The organism is Pseudomonas helleri (assembly GCF_045830615.1).
Classification (GTDB): domain Bacteria; phylum Pseudomonadota; class Gammaproteobacteria; order Pseudomonadales; family Pseudomonadaceae; genus Aquipseudomonas; species Aquipseudomonas helleri.
The window spans coordinates 1,049,393-1,066,456 of record NZ_CP174501.1 but is presented as its reverse complement, the minus strand read 5'-3'; the positions used below and the strand labels follow the sequence as shown (position 1 = coordinate 1,066,456).

The following is a 17,064-nucleotide window of genomic DNA, read 5'->3' as shown; positions in this document are numbered from 1 at the left end:
AGCGGCACACTTGAGGTGTGCCGCTTGCCGCTAAATCCTACCTTCAACGGAGAACCTCACTATGAGCACTGATGGTGCTTTGAGTAGAAGCCGCTTGCTGCCGACATTGCTCGGTATCCTGCTGGTGTTAATGGGCCTGGCCATGTTGGTCGGGGGTATCAAGCTGGTGACACTCGGCGGATCGACGTACTACCTGCTGGCCGGTATCGGCTTCGGGCTGTCGGGCGCCCTGCTGATCGCCGGGCGCCGTGCGGCGCTGGCGTTGTACGCACTGGTGTTGTTCGCCAGCACCGTATGGGCGCTGGTCGAAGTCGGCCTGGACTGGTGGCAACTGGTGCCGCGTCTGGCCCTGTGGTTCGCCATCGGTATCGTTCTGCTGCTGCCATGGTTGCGTCGCCCGCTGTTGCGCGGCCAGTCGGCACCGGTTGCAACCGGCGCGCTGAGCATCGCCGTGGTCCTGGCAGGTGTGGCTGCACTGACAAGCCAGTTCACCAACCCTGGCGAGATCAAGGGCGAGCTGGGTCGTGACGCCGTTCCGGGCATGGCCAACACCGCACCCGACATGCCTGAAGGTGACTGGCAGTCCTATGGCCGTAGCGGCTATGGCGATCGTTACTCGCCACTGAAACAAATCACCCCGCAAAACGCCCACAGCCTGGTGCCTGCCTGGACCATGCGTACTGGCGACATGCCAGGGCCGAATGACCCGGGTGAAACCACCGCAGAAAACACCCCGCTGAAAGTCAACGGCATGCTCTATGTGTGCACGCCGCACAGCCAGGTGATTGCGCTTGATCCGGACAGCGGCAAGGAAATCTGGCGCTACGATCCGAAGATCAGCACGCAAAATGCTGCCAACTTCAAAGGCTGGGCACACATGACGTGCCGTGGCGTGAGCTATCACGACGAAAATGCCTACGCCAAAGCCAGCACTGAACAAAGCGCTGCCGAGCCGGCTGCTGCCACGTCGAGCAACTCTTGCCCGCGTCGTCTGTTCTTGCCAACCGCCGACACCCGCCTGATCGCCCTCAATGCCGACACCGGTAAAGTCTGCGAAGACTTCGGTGATCACGGCTCGGTCGACCTGCGCCACAACATCGGCAGCTTTGCACCCGGTGGTTACTACTCCACATCGCCACCTGCGGTCACCAAAGACCTGGTAGTGATTGGCGGCCACGTGACCGACAACGTCTCCACTGACGAGCCCTCCGGCGTGATCCGTGCGTACGACGTACGCACCGGCAAGCTGGTCTGGAACTGGGACAGCGGCAACCCGGACGACACCACGCCGATTGCTGAAGGCCAAACCTACACCCGCAACTCGCCTAACATGTGGTCGATGTTCGCGGTCGATGAAAACCTCGGCATGCTCTACCTGCCGATGGGCAACCAGATGCCTGACCAATATGGTGGCGACCGTACCGAAGACTCCGAGCGTTACAGCGCTGGCGTGACGGCACTGGACATCACCACCGGTAAGGTTCGCTGGTACCGTCAGTTCACTCACCATGACCTGTGGGACATGGACGTGGGCGGTCAGCCGACCCTTATGGACCTGAAGACTGCTGACGGCGTGAAACCGGCGCTGCTGGCGTCGACCAAGCAAGGCAGCATCTACGTTGTTGACCGTCGTAATGGCGAAGACATCGTGCCGATCCGTGAAATCCCGGCGCCGGGCGGTGCTGTCGCAGGTGACCACACCGCGCCGACCCAACCGCGTTCGGACCTGAACATGATCCCGCCGCAACTGACCGAGCGTGACATGTGGGGCGTGACCCCGTTTGACCAAATGCTCTGCCGGATCAACTTCAAATCCCTGCGCTACGACGGCATGTACACCCCGCCTTCGCTGCAAGGTTCGATCGTTTACCCGGGCAACTTCGGCGTGTTTGACTGGGGCGGCATTTCGGTCGACCCGGTGCGTCAGATCGCGTTCCTGAACCCGAGCTACATGGCGTTCACCTCCAAGCTGGTACCCCAGGCTGACGTAGCAGCCATGGGCCCACGCAAAGGCGAAACCTCGGGCGTGCAACCGAACAAGGGCGCTCCATACGGTGTGATCCTTGAGCCGCTGTTGTCGCCGGTTGGCCTGCCTTGCCAGGCGCCGTCGTGGGGTTACGTTGCAGCGGTCGACCTGACCAACAACAACGTGATCTGGAAACACAAGAACGGCACCGTGCGTGACAGCTCGCCGGTACCGATCCCGCTGCCAATGGGCGTTCCAAGCCTGGGCGGGACCGTGACCACGGCCGGTGGTGTTGCTTTCCTGAGCGGCACCCTGGACCAATACCTGCGTGCTTACGACGTGAACAACGGTAAAGTCCTGTGGGAAGGTCGCCTGCCAGCAGGCGGTCAAGCCACGCCAATGACCTACGCAGGCAAGGACGGCACCCAATACGTGCTCGTCATGGCCGGTGGTCATGGTGGTCTGGGCACCCAAAAGGGTGACTACATCATGGCGTTCAAACTGGCTAAATAAGCGTTACAGCCAGGTATGAAAAAGGCGGCTATCGAGAGATAGCCGCCTTTTTTATGGCCATTGTAGGAGCGAGCTCGCCTCGCGATCTTTTGATCTTTCAAAGAAGCGTTACGCCGTAGCCCGCAACTCATTCAACCAGCTCTCAAACGCCGCAGCGTCCAGCGGGCGGCTGATCAGGTAGCCTTGCGCCGTGTCGCACTGCCAGCGCTTGAGCAAGTCCAGGCTGTGGGGGTATTCAACGCCTTCGGCCACCACTTTTAGCCCCAGGTTATGGCTCATTTCAATGGTCGAGCGCACGATCACCGCATCTTCACTGGCTTCGTCCAGGTTGCGTACAAAGGACTGGTCAATTTTCAGTTCCTGTACCGGCAACCGCTTGAGGTGGGCCAGCGAGGAATAGCCCGTGCCAAAGTCGTCCACCGACAAACTGATCCCGCAATCGCGTAGCCCTCTGAGCACCGCCAGCGAATGCTCGGGGTCGTGCATCACCGCGCTTTCGGTGATCTCGAAAGTCAGTTGCTGCGCTGCCACCTGATACTGCGCCAGCAAGGCCTGCACTTGCGGGGCCAGGCCATCACCGCGCAAATCGTCCGCCGAGATGTTGATCGACAGTTGCAGGTGCAGCCCGCGGCGGTTCCACTCGGCCAGTTGCCGAATGCTCGCTTCAATCACCCAGTCGGTCAGCAGTTTCATGCTCCCGGAGCGTTCTGCCAGCGGGATGAACTCTGCCGGTGAGACCACGCCAAACACCGGATGCTGCCAACGCAGCAAAGCTTCGGCCTGGCTCACATGCCCGCTGCGCAGCTCGAGTTTGGGCTGGTACTGAATAAACAGTTCTCCGTCACTGGCGGCATGGCGCAAGTCCCGAATCAACTGGATTTGCCGTTGATGCGCGAGGTCGCGGTCCTGTTGATAGACCTGCAAATAGCCGGTCAAGGCCGCGGCGTCACTGCGCGCAATGGCAGCGCGGGCCATCAGCTCTTCGGCGGTTTGGCCATGGGTCGGATACACCGAGATGCCCATGCGAACATCCAGTTGCACATCATGCCCGTCGATATTCAAAGGTTGGCTCAACACCCCATACAAATGATCTGCCATCGCCACCCCGGCATCGACCTGGGTGTTTTCCAGCAGCAACAAGAATTCGTTGCCGGTGATGCGTGCGGCCGTGCTGCTTTCAGGCAGTGCCTCGATCAGCACATGGGTGGTTTTGAGCATGATCAACTCCAGCCCTTGCGGGCCAGAGCTTTCGCTGATCAAGCGATAATTTTCAATCCCCAGATAAATCAACACCACGCTGCGTCGGGCGGTAATGGCACTGCCCAGACGCTCCATGGCCAACGCCCGGTTGGGCAGCCCGGTCAATGGGTCGTGCAATGCGTTGTGCGCCAATTGCTGTTCACGCACGGCAATCCCGTTTTGCATGGCATTGAATGCCTTGGCCAGAAAGCCCAGCTCATCGCGGCGTTTAAGCACCACCGGCGTTGAGTAGTCACCGCGGCCAATACGTTGCGCTGCTGCGGCCAGCAAGCTGACCGGGCGCGACACTTCACGCGCCAGCCACAAGGCGCCCAGCAATGAGGCCAGCAAGGCGGCGAGGGAGATCCATAAAAACTTGCGGTCCAACGAGGTGAACGCCAGTAACGTCTGGTCCAGCGGGCTTTGCAGCAAGGCCATGACCTGGCCGTTGGCGGGATCGCCTGAGTTGGCCAGTTGCAGCAGTTGCCCCAAAAAGCGCTTACCGGCGAACTCACTGAAGTGCGTCAAAGGCCCCGGCGGGGTGTCACGCAAAAACCTCACGATACTCTCGCTCATCGCCTCTGGCTGGGTGCTGACCAACGCTCCGGAACGCCCGTCTTTCACCCCCAAAAACGACACTTCAAGGTTGCTCAGGGTGCGTAACTCTTGGGCAAATACTTCATCCATCGGCATCGCCGACACCACGCGCATCACGGGCAAAGGCGCCAGCACCACGCCTTGCACCATCATGTAGGGGCGCTCGTCGAGCACCCCGATCAGCTTGATCTGCGAGCCTCGCCGAGCCTGGCTCAAGGCCTGGGCATACGGAAAAGTCTGCCCAGGGGGCAAGCTCGCCAGGGTACTGATGATGATCTTGCCTTGCAGGTCGAGCACGAACAGATCACTGCCACGCAGGCTGGCTTCGAAGGATTCCAGCGCGTTTTCAATTTCTTGCGGGCGACCATCGATGACGGCTTCACGAAAATCCGGGTCATTGGTCAGCCAATTAAGGCCGTACTGAATGCGCCGAGCACGAAAATCGATAAACCGGTCGAACACCCGGGTGCCGTTTGTTAACTGATTTTCAGCTTGATCGCTGGCCGCCGTGACGGTCGCCGCCTTCACCGAGAAGTACACGGTGCCGATCACGACCAGCAACAGCAACGCGAGCACGAAGCTGATATGAGCCTGAAAGCTATTGCGCAATTTCATCGGCGGGCCTCAATCCATTGACGATGTTTTGCCTGTGTAACGAATCCTTGAGGCATGCGGGCACTCTCTGTCGCCAACTTAAAAGTCAAATAACTGACTTTTAGCCCAGCTTTGATAATTTTCCAGCCTCGTCGTCACAAACAAGAAGATCGCCTAATAAATACAGGCCGTCTACCGTCAAGTTGTTGGCGACAAAGGCTTAGCTTTTTTACTGGCACGCAACAACGCAACACGCGCACGGAAAGAAACGGCGCCTTGGCCTATGGTTGGGTGTTGGCTGATTTACGCGGTGAACAAAACTTCACCATTGAAACCTCTGGCTCCGTGCCCCATCTAAAGCACATACCCCATTGCGCAGGTGCCCCATGAGCGACCAGCAAAATTTTAAAGAGAACACCGTCGAGCACGCTGATATAGAACACAACGAAGCTGAATCAACCGCTCACAAGGGTGGGACCGAGCTGGCCCTGCCGGGTCAGAACCTGCCGGACAAGGTGTACATCATCCCGATTCACAATCGGCCGTTCTTCCCGGCACAAGTGCTGCCGGTCATCGTCAATGAAGAACCCTGGGCCGAAACCCTCGACCTGGTCAGCAAGTCGCCTCATCACTCGCTGGCGTTGTTTTTTGTCGACACGCCCACTGATGACCCGCGCCATTTTGATACCACCAGCCTGCCCGAGTACGGCACGCTGGTGAAAGTGCACCACGCCAGTCGCGAAAACGGCAAATTGCAATTTGTGGCACAGGGCCTGAGCCGTGTGCGCATCAGCATGTGGCTCAAACACCACCGCCCGCCGTACCTGGTGGAAGTCGAATACCCGCAGGAAGCCAATCAGCCCACCGACGAAGTCCGGGCTTACGGCATGGCGCTGATCAACGCGATCAAAGAGTTGCTGCCGCTTAACCCGCTGTACAGCGAAGAGCTGAAAAACTACCTCAACCGCTTCAGCCCTAACGACCCTTCGCCCCTCACCGACTTTGCCGCCGCCTTGACCTCGGCCACAGGCAACGAGCTGCAAGAAGTGCTCGATTGCGTGCCCGTCCTCAAGCGCATGGAAAAAGTCTTGCCGATGCTGCGCAAGGAAGTCGAAGTCGCCCGCCTGCAAAATGAAATTTCCGCCGAAGTTAATCTCAAGATCGGCGAACATCAGCGTGAATTTTTCCTTAAAGAGCAGCTCAAGGTCATTCAGCAAGAGCTGGGGCTGACCAAAGATGATCGCAGTGCCGACATCGAGCAATTCAAGCAACGCCTTGAAGGCAAGACTCTGCCCGCCCAGGCCCGCAAGCGCATTGACGAAGAAATCAACAAACTGTCGATTCTTGAGACTGGCTCGCCCGAGTACGCGGTAACCCGCAATTACCTGGATTGGGCCAGCTCAGTGCCGTGGGGCGTGTTCGGCAAGGACAAACTGGACCTCAAGCACGCACGCAAGGTGCTCGACGCCCACCACGCCGGGCTGGATGACATCAAAGACCGCATCCTCGAGTTCCTCGCTGTTGGCGCTTACAAAGGCTCGGTCAGTGGCTCGATCGTGTTGCTGGTCGGCCCGCCGGGCGTGGGTAAAACCAGTGTCGGCAAGTCGATTGCCGAATCGCTGGGCCGTCCGTTCTATCGCTTCAGCGTCGGCGGCATGCGCGACGAAGCCGAGATCAAGGGCCATCGTCGAACCTACATCGGTGCCCAGCCGGGCAAGCTGGTGCAGGCGCTTAAAGACGTTGAAGTGATGAACCCGGTGATCATGCTCGACGAGATCGACAAGATGGGCCAAAGCTTCCAGGGCGACCCGGCGTCAGCGCTGCTGGAAACCCTCGACCCGGAGCAAAACGTCGACTTCCTCGACCATTACCTGGACTTGCGCCTGGACCTGTCGAAAGTGCTGTTTGTGTGCACCGCCAACACGCTGGACTCTATCCCCGGCCCTCTGCTCGACCGCATGGAAGTCATCCGCCTTTCGGGGTACATCACCGAAGAGAAAGTCGCGATTGCCAAGCGTCACCTGTGGCCTAAACAGCTGGAAAAAGCCGGTGTCGATAAAGCGCGCCTGAGCATCACTGACAGTGCACTGCGCTTGCTCATTGATGGTTATGCCCGTGAAGCCGGTGTGCGCCAGTTGGAAAAACAACTGGGCAAGCTGGTGCGTAAGGCCGTGGTCAAGTTGCTCGACAACCCGGACGCGGTGATCAAGATCGGCCCTAAAGACCTCGAAGCCTCGCTGGGCACCGCAGTGTTCCGCAACGAACAGGTCATCAGTGGCGTCGGCGTGATCACCGGCCTGGCCTGGACCAGCATGGGCGGCGCGACCTTACCTATTGAGGCCACGCGTATTCACACGCTCAACCGCGGCTTCAAGCTGACAGGGCAACTGGGCGAGGTGATGAAAGAGTCTGCTGAAATCGCCTACAGCTACATCAGTTCCCACCTGAAGCAGTTTGGCGGCGACCCGCGTTTCTTTGACGAGGCCTTTGTGCACTTGCACGTGCCTGAAGGCGCCACACCTAAAGATGGCCCGAGTGCAGGGGGCACCATGGCCAGCGCCTTGCTGTCTCTGGCGCGCAATCAGGCGCCGAAAAAAGGCATCGCCATGACCGGCGAACTGACCCTCACCGGCTATGTCCTGCCGATTGGCGGGGTGCGGGAAAAAGTCATTGCGGCCCGTCGGCAGAAAATCCACGAGTTGATCTTGCCCGAGGCTAATCGCGGCAAGTACGAGGAACTGCCGGACTACTTGAAGGAAGGCATGACCGTGCACTTCGCCAAGCGCTTCACCGACGTGGCCAAAGTGCTGTTTTAAACGCCACGTGTATTGCCCTCTGAGCCAATATGGCGCAAACCCTTGCGCCAGAGGGGCTCGTATAAACAGGCTTGGCCACTGGCCAAGCCTGTATAACTAAACAACCTGTTATTTGTGACAGTAGACACATCTGTATTTCCCAACGTTAATAGCGTCTCAGCCGACAGGTATTAACGTTGGGAACTGCTATGCCACTTCACCATCCTGCGTATCAAAATCCCGATGCCCTTTGGCGCAACGTTACGGGCCCAAGCGCTTTCAACCCCAGAACCCGCGGTGAATTCAAGGCCGAATTGCTCGACAGGCCGTCGTTTACGGCGCAAGAAATGACTTTCGCCAGCAGCCACAAAAAAATCATCGTGACCGCAGAGTTCGACGAATTCGGTTCCAAGGCGTATCGCGCCATTGCCCTGACCCTGGATATCAATATTCAATCGGGTATCTACCTGTTTAAACAGGGCGAACCGGGCCCTGTGCAGGGCATGTCCTACATCGAATACGTCGAAGTCGATGGGCGCGAGATGTACCACTTGAACCAGGCCAATGTCGGCACCTTGCACCTCAGCGTAATCGAGAGTTGCTACAGCGCCCGCCTGTTCACCTTTGAAGGCACGGACCATAAAGGCGAAGCCCTTGAGATGTGCGGTGATTTCACCATCAGCCCACCCCACGCCAGCTTCTGACTTTGCGGCTGGTGGCCGACGACAAATGGCGCAGCCGCCAGCATGGGGTATGCTGCGCACTTGTCTTTGTCCGACCGGAGCCTGCAATGTCCCTCGCACGTTTAGTCCCGCTGCTCAGCCTCGGTTTGCTGGCCGCCTGTGCGCACCCGCCTGCGCAACACGTTACTGTTGAAGAACAAAGCGACTGTCCGATTCAACTGCATGTAGGGCAAAACCTCATGCTGTCGCTGCCCAGCAACCCCACCACCGGCTACCGCTGGGCCATCCAGGACTCGGCAGGCGGCGTGCTGCGCAGCCTTGGCCCGGAAGTTTACAACAGCAGCGATGACGGCCAACTGCTCGGCAGTGGCGGGCATTCGACCTGGCGCTTTGAGGCCTTTGCTGCGGGCACCGGCCGCCTGCGCCTGACCTCTCAGCAACCCTGGGAGCCCGAAGCAGAACCGGCGCAAACCTTCGATTGCCCCATCACCGTTAACTGAGCCCGCACGGCTTATCAGACAGACCGCGCATCCCGGCGCCAACTTGGCTAAAATGCGCCCCCGTTTTAACTATCCAGCGCCGGAACTGTCGTGAGCAAAGAAGTCGTGAGCAAAGAACCTGACCGTATTTTCGCCCAGCCCCTGGCCCAGGTCCCGGACTTCGCCTTTAACGAAGACGTGGTGCGGGTGTTCCCGGACATGATCAAGCGCTCGGTGCCGGGTTACCCGACCATTGTCGAGAACCTGGGGGTGCTCGCGGCTCAATTCGCCCAGCCCGACAGCGTGCTGTACGACTTGGGCAGCTCACTGGGCGCGGTGACCCAGGCTTTGCGCCGTCATGTGCGCACCGATGGCTGCAAAGTCATTGCCGTGGACAACTCCACCGCCATGGTTGAGCGCTGCCGTGAATACCTCAACGCCCAGAACTCGATGTTTCAGGAGTTGCTGCCGGTCGAGGTGATCGAGGGTGACATTCTGGCCCTGGAGTTCCAGCCCGCCTCGGTAGTGGCGCTGAACTTCACCCTGCAATTTATCGCCCCTGACCAGCGCCTGGCCTTGCTCAGCCGGATTCGCCAGTCGTTGCTGCCGGGGGGCGCGATGATCCTCTCCGAGAAGCTGCGCTTCAGTGATCCCGAAGAGCATGCACTGCTGACCGATCTGCACATCGCCTTCAAGCGGGCCAACGGTTACAGCGACCTTGAAATTGCGCAAAAGCGCAGCGCCATCGAAAACGTCATGAAGCCCGACAGCCTCGAAGAACACCGTGAACGCCTGCTGGCGGCCGGGTTCTCGAAAGTCGTGCCGTGGTTCCAGTGTCTTAACTTTGCCTCGTTGATTGCCTTGCCATGATTGATCTTTCCCCCCTCGCCCGCCGTTTGGCCGGGACGCCTTTGGCTGAATGGGCCACCACCCTGCAAGCGCAGCTCGACGTCAAAATGGAGAAAGGTCACGGTGACCTGGAACGCTGGCAAAGCGCGCTGGACGCCTTGCCCAACGTCCTGCCGACCGAGATCGACCTGCTCAACGGCCTGACCCTGGACACCGACTGCGACGACGCCACCCGCGCGCAAATGCGCCAGGCGCTGCTCGGCCTGTCACCGTGGCGCAAAGGCCCGTTTGACTTGTTCGGTGTGCATGTCGACACCGAGTGGCATTCAGACTGGAAATGGTCACGCGTGGCGCCGCACATCGACCTCAAGGGCAAGCGTATCCTCGATGTTGGCTGCGGCAATGGTTATTACATGTGGCGCATGCTCGGCGCAGGCGCCCACAGCGTGATCGGCGTCGACCCCAACTGGCTGTTCTTCTGCCAGTTCCAGGCCGTTCAACGCTTTTTGCAGCAAGAGGCCGCCTGGCACCTGCCCTTCCCGTTCGAAGACCTGCCGCCCAACCTGGAAGGCTTCGACACGGTGTTTTCCATGGGCGTGTTCTACCACCGCCGCTCCCCCATCGAGCATTTGCTGGCGTTGAAAGACTGCCTGGTCAAAGGGGGCGAACTGGTGCTGGAAACTTTGGTGATTGAAGGCGACGTGAACCAGGTGCTGGTACCCGAAGACCGCTACGCGCAGATGCGCAACGTATGGTTCCTGCCCTCGATCCCCGCCCTGGAACGCTGGCTGCGCCGTGCCGGTTTCAGCGACGTGCGCTGCGTCGACGTGAGCATCACCACCGTCGAAGAACAACGTGCGACTGAATGGATGAAATACCAGTCGCTGAGCGACTACCTGGACCCGAACGACCACAGCAAAACCATCGAAGGCCTGCCCGCGCCGATGCGCGCCGTGATCGTCGCTAAAAAATAAGAAACCCTCTGTAGGAGCGAGCTTGCCTCGCGAGCTTTTAAGATCAAAAGATCGCAAGACAAGCTCGCTCCTACAAGGGTCTGCGGATTATTTCGCCCGGCGGGCCTTGAAGAATTCGCTGAGGATGGCGCCGCATTCGTCGGCCAGCACTCCACCTTCAAACACCACCCGGTGGTTCAAAAAGCCCTGGGTAAAAAATTGCCCCTGGCTTTGCACAATCCCGGCCTTGGGCTCCAGCGCACCGAACACCACTCGCGACACCCGTGAATGCACGATCAAGCCTGCGCACATGCTGCACGGCTCGAGCGTCACGTACAGCGTGCTGCCGGGCAGCCGGTAGTTGCTGGCCACCGTGGCTGCGGCGCGGATGGCGACCATCTCGGCATGGGCGCTGGGGTCGCTGCCGCTGATGGGGCAGTTGAAACCACGGCCGATGATTTCACCGTTTTGCACCAGCACCGCGCCCACCGGCACTTCACCCAAGGCCGCGCCTTGCGCCGCCAGCGCCAGCGCTTCACGCATAAAGTCTTGATCGCGGCTGCGGTCGATAATCTGGGGTTGACGCCCTTGTCGCATCAGGAAACCTCAATAGCGGCCATGAGGCCGGTTTCCATGTGGTCAATCACATGGCAGTGGAACATCCACACGCCGGGATTATCGGCCACCAGGGCCACGCGGGCACGCTCGTTTTTGCCCAACAGGTACGTGTCGGTGAAATACGGCGTGATTTTTTTGCGATTGGACGCCAGCACCTTGAAGCTCATGCCGTGCAGGTGGATCGGATGCTGGTACTGGGTCATGTTCTTGAATTCAAACACGTAGCTCTGGCCCAGCTTGAGCTTGGCAATCGGCCGGTCAGCGCAGGTTTTGTCCTTGATGTCCCAGGCCACGCCGTTGATCTGCCACAGGCTCGGCGGTTGATCCGTGCCCAGGTTCTCGGACACGGAACCGACCCATTCAAAGTTGAAATTGAGCTTCTCGGCCTTGTCGACATCAGGCTCGGCAATCGGATTGGCCGGCAAGGCGGGCGGCCATTGTGCAGGTGCATCGTTATTGGCCACCGACAACAGCGTGCCCAAACGCACCGGACCATCGCGCAACGACAGTTCTTCACCCGCAGCCGGGGCCTTGATCGCCAGGCAAATACGCATGCCGGGGCCCAGCCAATATTCTTTGCCCAGCGGGCGCGGTTCGATGGGGTTGCCATCCAGCGCATAGATTTGCGCCTCGACACCGGGAATATTCAGGCGATAGGTCAGAGTGTTGTCGAGGTTGAGAATTCGCACGCGGGTGATTTGCCCGGCAGGCAATTCAATGGTCGGCACATGGCTGCCATTAATCGTCGACAAACGCCCCGCCGTACCGCCACGTGCCGCCTCACGGGTGATGCTGAAGGGCAAAAAGTTGCCTTCTTCATCGACGTGCCAGTTTTTAATGCTCAGCGTGCGCTCGTGCTTGAAGCCCGTAGGCTCGCGCTCTTCGACTATCAGCGGGCCGACCAGGCCACGGCCCAGTTCTTCGCTGCTGTTGACGTGGGGGTGATACCAGTAGCTGCCCGCATCGGGCACGCGGAACTTGTAATCGAAGTATTCGCCAGGCAGCACCGGCAATTGCGAGACGTACGGCACGCCGTCCATTTCAAGTGGCAGGCGGATGCCGTGCCAATGGATCGTGGTCGCAACCGGCAGATGGTTGATAAACCGCACCCGCAGCCATTCACCCTGGCGCACCCGCAACTCAGTGCCCGGCGCCGAAGGGCCAAAAGCCCAAGCCTCGGTCTGATGACCCGGCACCAGCTCGACGTCCAGCGGCGCGGCAATCAACTCGTAATCGTGACCGGCCTGCTCATCGGCCATCTTGCCCAACCAGTAACGCGAAGCGCCCCCTGCGCCAACACCCACCACGACCAGGCCGGCTAAACCACCGAGTATTTGTCGACGGGTAAAGGACATGGACTTAACTACCTCTCGTATCCGGCGCGGGCTCAGCGCCCGCAAAAGGCGAATACGATACACCTGCAACTGCGAAACGGTAAGGGTGGGGTGACGACGGACTGCAAAAGCCCCTCACCCTAGCCCTCTCCCAAGGGAGAGGGAACCTACCGAGTTGTTCCACAAGATCCATTGACCTGAAAAATTGAGTCGATTATGGATTCAACTAATACATCTCAGGTCGCTGCACATCGCTAATATCCCCCAATAGGTCCCCTCTCCCTCCGGGAGAGGGCAGTTTTCAGTCGTTAACGCCCACCAAATGCACCACACCGCCCGCCAGGGTCATCACCCCCGGCACACCCGCCAATCGCAGAGCGTTAGGGTCAACACGTGACGTATCGTTCAGCTCCACGCGGATGCGGGTCAACGCCACGCGCTGCTCGGACTTGAGGTTGCTGGCGCCGCCAAGGGCCGCGACCACCGCGCTCGCCAGCGTCGACACATTGGGGGCGGGCTCATCCGCCACCAAGTCCGGGGTCAGTGCTTTCCAAAAAGCCTGCTGCAATTTTGCAAACATGTTCAGTTCTCCAGCACCAATGAATGAGCAACGTTAGCCGCGTGTGACGGCTGCAAGGCGGCACGCACCTGCTCTGCACTTTCCAGCCCCAGCACCTGCTGCGCCAACACTTGGCAGTCCTTGAATTCCAGCTCACGAACCCGCGCTTTAATAGTCGGGATCAACGGGACGCTCACCGATAACTCGTCCACGCCCAAGCCCACCAGCAGCGGCACCGCCAATGACTCGGACGCCAGCGCGCCGCACACGCCCACCCACTTGCCATGGGCATGCGCGGCCTTGACGGTCGAGGCGATCAGGCGCAGTACCGCCGGGTGAAAACTGTCGGCCTGGCTGGCCAGACGCGGGTGATCGCGGTCCATGGCCAAGGTGTATTGGGTCAGGTCATTGGTGCCAATCGAGAAGAAATCGACTTCTGGGGCGAACACGTCAGCCATCAGCGCGGCCGCCGGAACTTCAATCATGATCCCAAGCTTGGGCAACCGGGTAATGCCCAGGCGTTGCGCTTGCTCCTCCAGCAACTGGCGGGCGAGGCGCAACTCGGACACTTGGGTGACCATCGGCAACATGATGTGCAGGCGGGTCAGGTCGGCACTGGCCAGGATCGCGCTGAACTGCTCACGCAGCAGTTCAGGACGCTCCAGACACAGGCGAACCCCGCGCATGCCCAAAAACGGATTGGCCTCAGGTTCCATCGGCACGTAGGCCAAGGGTTTGTCACCGCCCACATCCAGCGTGCGCACCACCAGGTTGTAGTCAGGGCCAACCGCACGGGCAATGGCGCTGTAGGTCGCGACCTGTTCGTCGTGGCTCGGCGCGCTGCTGCGCTCCAGGTACAAGAACTCGGAACGCAACAAGCCCACGCCTTCACCGCCCAGGCTCATGCCCTGCTCGGCCTCGGCCAGCGAGGCGATGTTGGCAGACACTTCGATATGCCGACCATCGCGGGTATCCGCCCGCAACGCCGCGTGCGCCAGATCCCGTGCCTGGCGCAGCCGCTGCTGCTCGCGCTTGGCCGTCAGCGCTGCCACCGCTGCTTCGCTGGGGCGCACATGCAACTCGCCCTGCTCGGCATCCAGCAACACCGGCGTGCCGCTGGCCAAGCTCAGGACGTGCGCAGGCAAGCCGCACATGGCCGGCAAGCCCAAGGCCCGCGCCAGAATCGCGACATGGCTGGTGGCGCCGCCGCCCACGGTGGCAAACCCCACCACCTTGGTTTTATCGAGCCCGGCGGTTTGTGAAGGGCTGAGTTGCTCTGCGATCAAGATGGCGTTGTCGGGCAGTGCCTGAACCGTGTCCTCGACCCGTAGAATCAACTTGAGCACGCGCTGCCCGACATCTGCCAGGTCTTGCGCCCGCTCCGCCAGAAACGCATTGCCCAAATTGCGGAAGACTTTTTCGTTCGCTTCAACCGCAGCGGCCCACGAGAACGCCGCGCTTTTGCCCGACGCTAACAGCGGGTAGGCCTGCTCCAGCAAGCTTGGGTCTTGCAGCAATTCGCGGTGAGCACTGAAGATTTGCCCTTGCGGCCCTTGGCTGAACTCTCGACCCAAGGTGTCCAGTGCGGTATCCGCTTCGAGCAGAGCGCGTTGCAACTGCGCCCGCTCAAAGGCTTCACCCGCCCCAGCTTCCGGATAGTCGAGGGTCTGCGCAGCGATTTGCACCACCTGCCCAAACACTGCCCCAGAAGACGCGCAGACACCGCGCAACAAGGTGTCATCCACCCGCACCGGTTCAGGTGCCGGTGCATACGTAGTTTCAGTGGCCACCTGGGCAACGGGCGTCACCGCCTCGCCGCAACCGGCCACCAACAGATCTGAAAGCACACGAATCGCTTGCTCGGCATCCTCGCCAGTGGCGCTGACCTGCACCACATCGCCGTGGCTGGTTTGCAAGGTCATGATCGCGACCAACGATTTGGCGTTGATGCGCTGCTCGTGTTTGTGCAGCTCGATGGTGGCCGCAAAACCCTTCGCCGCCTGGGCAAACACCGCCGCAGGGCGGGCGTGCAAGCCGTTCGGGTTGGGCAGCGCAATGGCCAGCGAAAACAGCGTGTCACCCTGACTGGCCGCTTGCGGCACCGCAGCTTGCGCCGCCGCGCCCACACGCAGCAGCGGCTGGCCAGCCTCGACCAGCACTTCGCTGCCCGACACGTCGGTAATGCTTTCACCGCTGACCACCAGCATCAGGGTGAGCAAGCTGCGTGCATGTTGCGCGACGTAGTCGGCATCAAATTCGATCAACGCCTGCCCGGCTACGACCTGCTGGCCTTCCTCAACCAGGCAGGTGAAGCCTTGGCCGCCGAGGTTTACCGTGTCCAGACCAATGTGCAGCAGCACTTGCACCCCGCTGGCATCGGTAATGCTCACGGCATGCCCGGTGTGCTGCAGGTTGCTGATCACACCGGCCAGCGGCGCGCAGAGCACCTGCGACGTCGGGTCGATGCACAGGCCGTCGCCCATCAAACGGCTGGAGAACACCGGGTCAGGCACTTGCTCAAGCGGCATCAGGACACCCGATAACGGCGCCAGCAGTTCCAGTTGTTGGGTTGTAACCATGACTTCACCTGCAGTTGATTCGGTTAAATGCCGATGGAGCGCGAGCCCCGCAGCGTCGCTTATTTCCACCAGTACTCGATCTGTACACCGGCGTTGGAACCATGCCGCGCCGAGCCAAAGGCGCCGCTGTCAGACAATGCAGAGCCTGCATCAAACTCATTGGCCGCACGTTGCGCGGCGGCGTTCCAGCTCGCGTAGGTGTAATACAAGCGGATTTCCGGGCGTGCCCAGAAGCTTGGACCATTGGGCGACCAGGTCGGCGCAAAGGTGAACTTGCTCAGCTTGCGCGTACCGTCTGGTGCACGCACCTGATCATGCCCAAACTCGGTCACCAGCTTGAACTGCTCGGTGATCGCGTAGGTCGGTCGCACACCCAGCGAGAGCCATTCCTGGTTGCCGCCATCCGGACGGAAGTCCTTTTGATACACCGCCTCGACCTGCCCGCCAAAACGCGGGGTCACTTGCCAGTCAAAAAACTCGACGATCCGGTAACGCTTGCTGCTGTTATCCAGCCGGGTATCGCCGGTGTAGCCCAGCCCAGTGCCGGAGCCTTCGCCGTATTGCAGGGCCAGTTTGTTTTTACCACCCAGAAACTCGCTCTGGACATGCTGCGCTGTGATTGCCCAGCCACTGTGCGCGTCAGTGCGCTGGGGTTTTTCCAGGTAGCTGAGGCCGAATTCCAGTTGCCCGCCGGGGTTGGTGTTGAACCCGGCGACGTTAAAATCGTGACGCGTGACGTAGTCTTCCTGATACAGGCTGTCTTTGCGCGACAAGGCGTAGCTGTACTTCAGACCGCCGATCAACACGTCCTCGATGCCCGCGCCGGTGGCGCTCTGGTTCCAGTAGTAGAAGTCGGAAATATGAATGTCGTTACGCTTGTAGTAACGCCGCCCGGCCCATACCGAGCCGCCATTCAAGCTCGGCAGGTTGGACCACTGCGCGTACAACTGCGGCAAGCGCGCCGAACCGTTATCGCCCTGGAACGTCAGTTGGCGGTTGTATTGGTTGTACAGCGAGGCCATACCGTCAACGCTGAGGACCGAACCGTCATCAAAGTTATAGACGTCCTGGCGCAACTCCAACTCAGCATACTGCTCGCATTCATTACCCAACCGATACTTGGCTTCGGCGCCAGGCAGCTTGAAACACGACTGCTTGCCGCCTTCCAGCGAATTGCCGATGCCACTGCGCAAGTACCCGGCGAACTCCAGGGCGTTAGCCGAAAGCGGCGCCAGCAGGCACACGCAAGCGGTGAAAATACTGCGATTGAGGGTTGTGTTCATGAGTGGCCTTTTTATTTTTATTG

General features: G+C 60.0%; 12 protein-coding genes. 6 read left to right on the top strand and 6 right to left on the bottom strand.

Annotation, left to right across the window (positions count from 1 at the left end):
* Positions 1–61: 61 nt before the first annotated feature.
* Positions 62–2,479 (top strand): glucose/quinate/shikimate family membrane-bound PQQ-dependent dehydrogenase, encoded by a 2,418-nt coding sequence (locus ACJJU9_RS04935; RefSeq protein ID WP_407730185.1) that lies wholly within the window; start codon positions 62–64, stop codon positions 2,477–2,479.
* A gap of 108 nt (positions 2,480–2,587) precedes the next feature.
* On the opposite strand, the gene ACJJU9_RS04930 is transcribed toward ACJJU9_RS04935, so the two are convergent.
* The gene (locus ACJJU9_RS04930) at positions 2,588–4,930 is read right to left on the bottom strand and encodes a putative bifunctional diguanylate cyclase/phosphodiesterase (RefSeq protein ID WP_407730184.1); all 2,343 of its coding nucleotides are present in this window, start codon (positions 4,928–4,930) and stop codon (positions 2,588–2,590) included.
* Positions 4,931–5,295: 365 nt separating this feature from the next.
* On the opposite strand from ACJJU9_RS04930, the gene lon reads away from it, so the two are divergent.
* The 5 genes from lon (at position 5,296) to cmoB (ending at position 10,689) form a co-directional block, all read left to right on the top strand.
* Positions 5,296–7,725, top strand: coding sequence for an endopeptidase La (lon, locus tag ACJJU9_RS04925; RefSeq protein WP_407730183.1), 2,430 nt, complete (start codon positions 5,296–5,298; stop codon positions 7,723–7,725).
* A gap of 188 nt (positions 7,726–7,913) precedes the next feature.
* Complete coding sequence (locus ACJJU9_RS04920) at positions 7,914–8,408, top strand: hypothetical protein (RefSeq protein WP_407730182.1); 495 nt, start codon at positions 7,914–7,916, stop codon at positions 8,406–8,408.
* An 86-nt stretch (positions 8,409–8,494) separates the two neighbouring features.
* Positions 8,495–8,887: a protease inhibitor I42 family protein gene (locus ACJJU9_RS04915; RefSeq protein WP_407730181.1), complete on the top strand. Its 393-nt coding sequence runs from the start codon at positions 8,495–8,497 to the stop codon at positions 8,885–8,887.
* A 105-nt stretch (positions 8,888–8,992) separates the two neighbouring features.
* Positions 8,993–9,736, top strand: a complete 744-nt coding sequence (cmoA, locus tag ACJJU9_RS04910; protein ID WP_048367780.1) for a carboxy-S-adenosyl-L-methionine synthase CmoA — start codon at positions 8,993–8,995, stop codon at positions 9,734–9,736.
* Positions 9,733–10,689: a tRNA 5-methoxyuridine(34)/uridine 5-oxyacetic acid(34) synthase CmoB gene (cmoB, locus tag ACJJU9_RS04905; protein WP_048385947.1), complete on the top strand. Its 957-nt coding sequence runs from the start codon at positions 9,733–9,735 to the stop codon at positions 10,687–10,689. Before cmoA ends, cmoB begins: the two co-directional genes overlap by 4 nt.
* 87 nt (positions 10,690–10,776) lie before the next feature.
* Here the strand turns inward: cmoB and tadA are convergent, their stop codons facing one another.
* The 5 genes from tadA to ACJJU9_RS04880 all read right to left on the bottom strand — a co-directional run bounded on the left by tadA (position 10,777) and on the right by ACJJU9_RS04880 (position 17,041).
* The gene (gene tadA, locus ACJJU9_RS04900; protein WP_407730180.1) at positions 10,777–11,265 is read right to left on the bottom strand and encodes a tRNA adenosine(34) deaminase TadA; all 489 of its coding nucleotides are present in this window, start codon (positions 11,263–11,265) and stop codon (positions 10,777–10,779) included.
* On the bottom strand, positions 11,265–12,641 hold the full coding sequence (locus ACJJU9_RS04895; protein WP_048385943.1) for a multicopper oxidase family protein: 1,377 nt from the start codon (positions 12,639–12,641) through the stop codon (positions 11,265–11,267). Before ACJJU9_RS04895 ends, tadA begins: the two co-directional genes overlap by 1 nt.
* A 280-nt stretch (positions 12,642–12,921) precedes the next feature.
* Positions 12,922–13,200 (bottom strand): PTS transporter subunit EIIB, encoded by a 279-nt coding sequence (locus tag ACJJU9_RS04890; RefSeq protein ID WP_407730179.1) that lies wholly within the window; start codon positions 13,198–13,200, stop codon positions 12,922–12,924.
* A 2-nt stretch (positions 13,201–13,202) separates the two neighbouring features.
* Positions 13,203–15,758: a phosphoenolpyruvate--protein phosphotransferase gene (ptsP, locus tag ACJJU9_RS04885; RefSeq protein ID WP_407730178.1), complete on the bottom strand. Its 2,556-nt coding sequence runs from the start codon at positions 15,756–15,758 to the stop codon at positions 13,203–13,205.
* 59 nt (positions 15,759–15,817) lie between these two features.
* Positions 15,818–17,041: a carbohydrate porin gene (locus tag ACJJU9_RS04880; protein WP_048367031.1), complete on the bottom strand. Its 1,224-nt coding sequence runs from the start codon at positions 17,039–17,041 to the stop codon at positions 15,818–15,820.
* Between the last annotated feature and the right edge of the window lie 23 nt (positions 17,042–17,064).

What these genes read in the sequence shown, in the direction of transcription:
- ACJJU9_RS04935 (WP_407730185.1), top strand. Translation starts at nt 62, where the DNA reads ATGAGCACTGATGGTGCTTTGAGTAGAAGCCGCTTGCTGCCGACATTG.
- ACJJU9_RS04930 (WP_407730184.1), bottom strand. Translation starts at nt 4,930, where the DNA reads ATGAAATTGCGCAATAGCTTTCAGGCTCATATCAGCTTCGTGCTCGCG.
- lon (WP_407730183.1), top strand. Translation starts at nt 5,296, where the DNA reads ATGAGCGACCAGCAAAATTTTAAAGAGAACACCGTCGAGCACGCTGAT.
- ACJJU9_RS04920 (WP_407730182.1), top strand. Translation starts at nt 7,914, where the DNA reads ATGCCACTTCACCATCCTGCGTATCAAAATCCCGATGCCCTTTGGCGC.
- ACJJU9_RS04915 (WP_407730181.1), top strand. Translation starts at nt 8,495, where the DNA reads ATGTCCCTCGCACGTTTAGTCCCGCTGCTCAGCCTCGGTTTGCTGGCC.
- cmoB (WP_048385947.1), top strand. Translation starts at nt 9,733, where the DNA reads ATGATTGATCTTTCCCCCCTCGCCCGCCGTTTGGCCGGGACGCCTTTG.
- tadA (WP_407730180.1), bottom strand. Translation starts at nt 11,265, where the DNA reads ATGCGACAAGGGCGTCAACCCCAGATTATCGACCGCAGCCGCGATCAA.
- ACJJU9_RS04895 (WP_048385943.1), bottom strand. Translation starts at nt 12,641, where the DNA reads ATGTCCTTTACCCGTCGACAAATACTCGGTGGTTTAGCCGGCCTGGTC.
- ACJJU9_RS04890 (WP_407730179.1), bottom strand. Translation starts at nt 13,200, where the DNA reads ATGTTTGCAAAATTGCAGCAGGCTTTTTGGAAAGCACTGACCCCGGAC.
- ptsP (WP_407730178.1), bottom strand. Translation starts at nt 15,758, where the DNA reads ATGGTTACAACCCAACAACTGGAACTGCTGGCGCCGTTATCGGGTGTC.
- ACJJU9_RS04880 (WP_048367031.1), bottom strand. Translation starts at nt 17,041, where the DNA reads ATGAACACAACCCTCAATCGCAGTATTTTCACCGCTTGCGTGTGCCTG.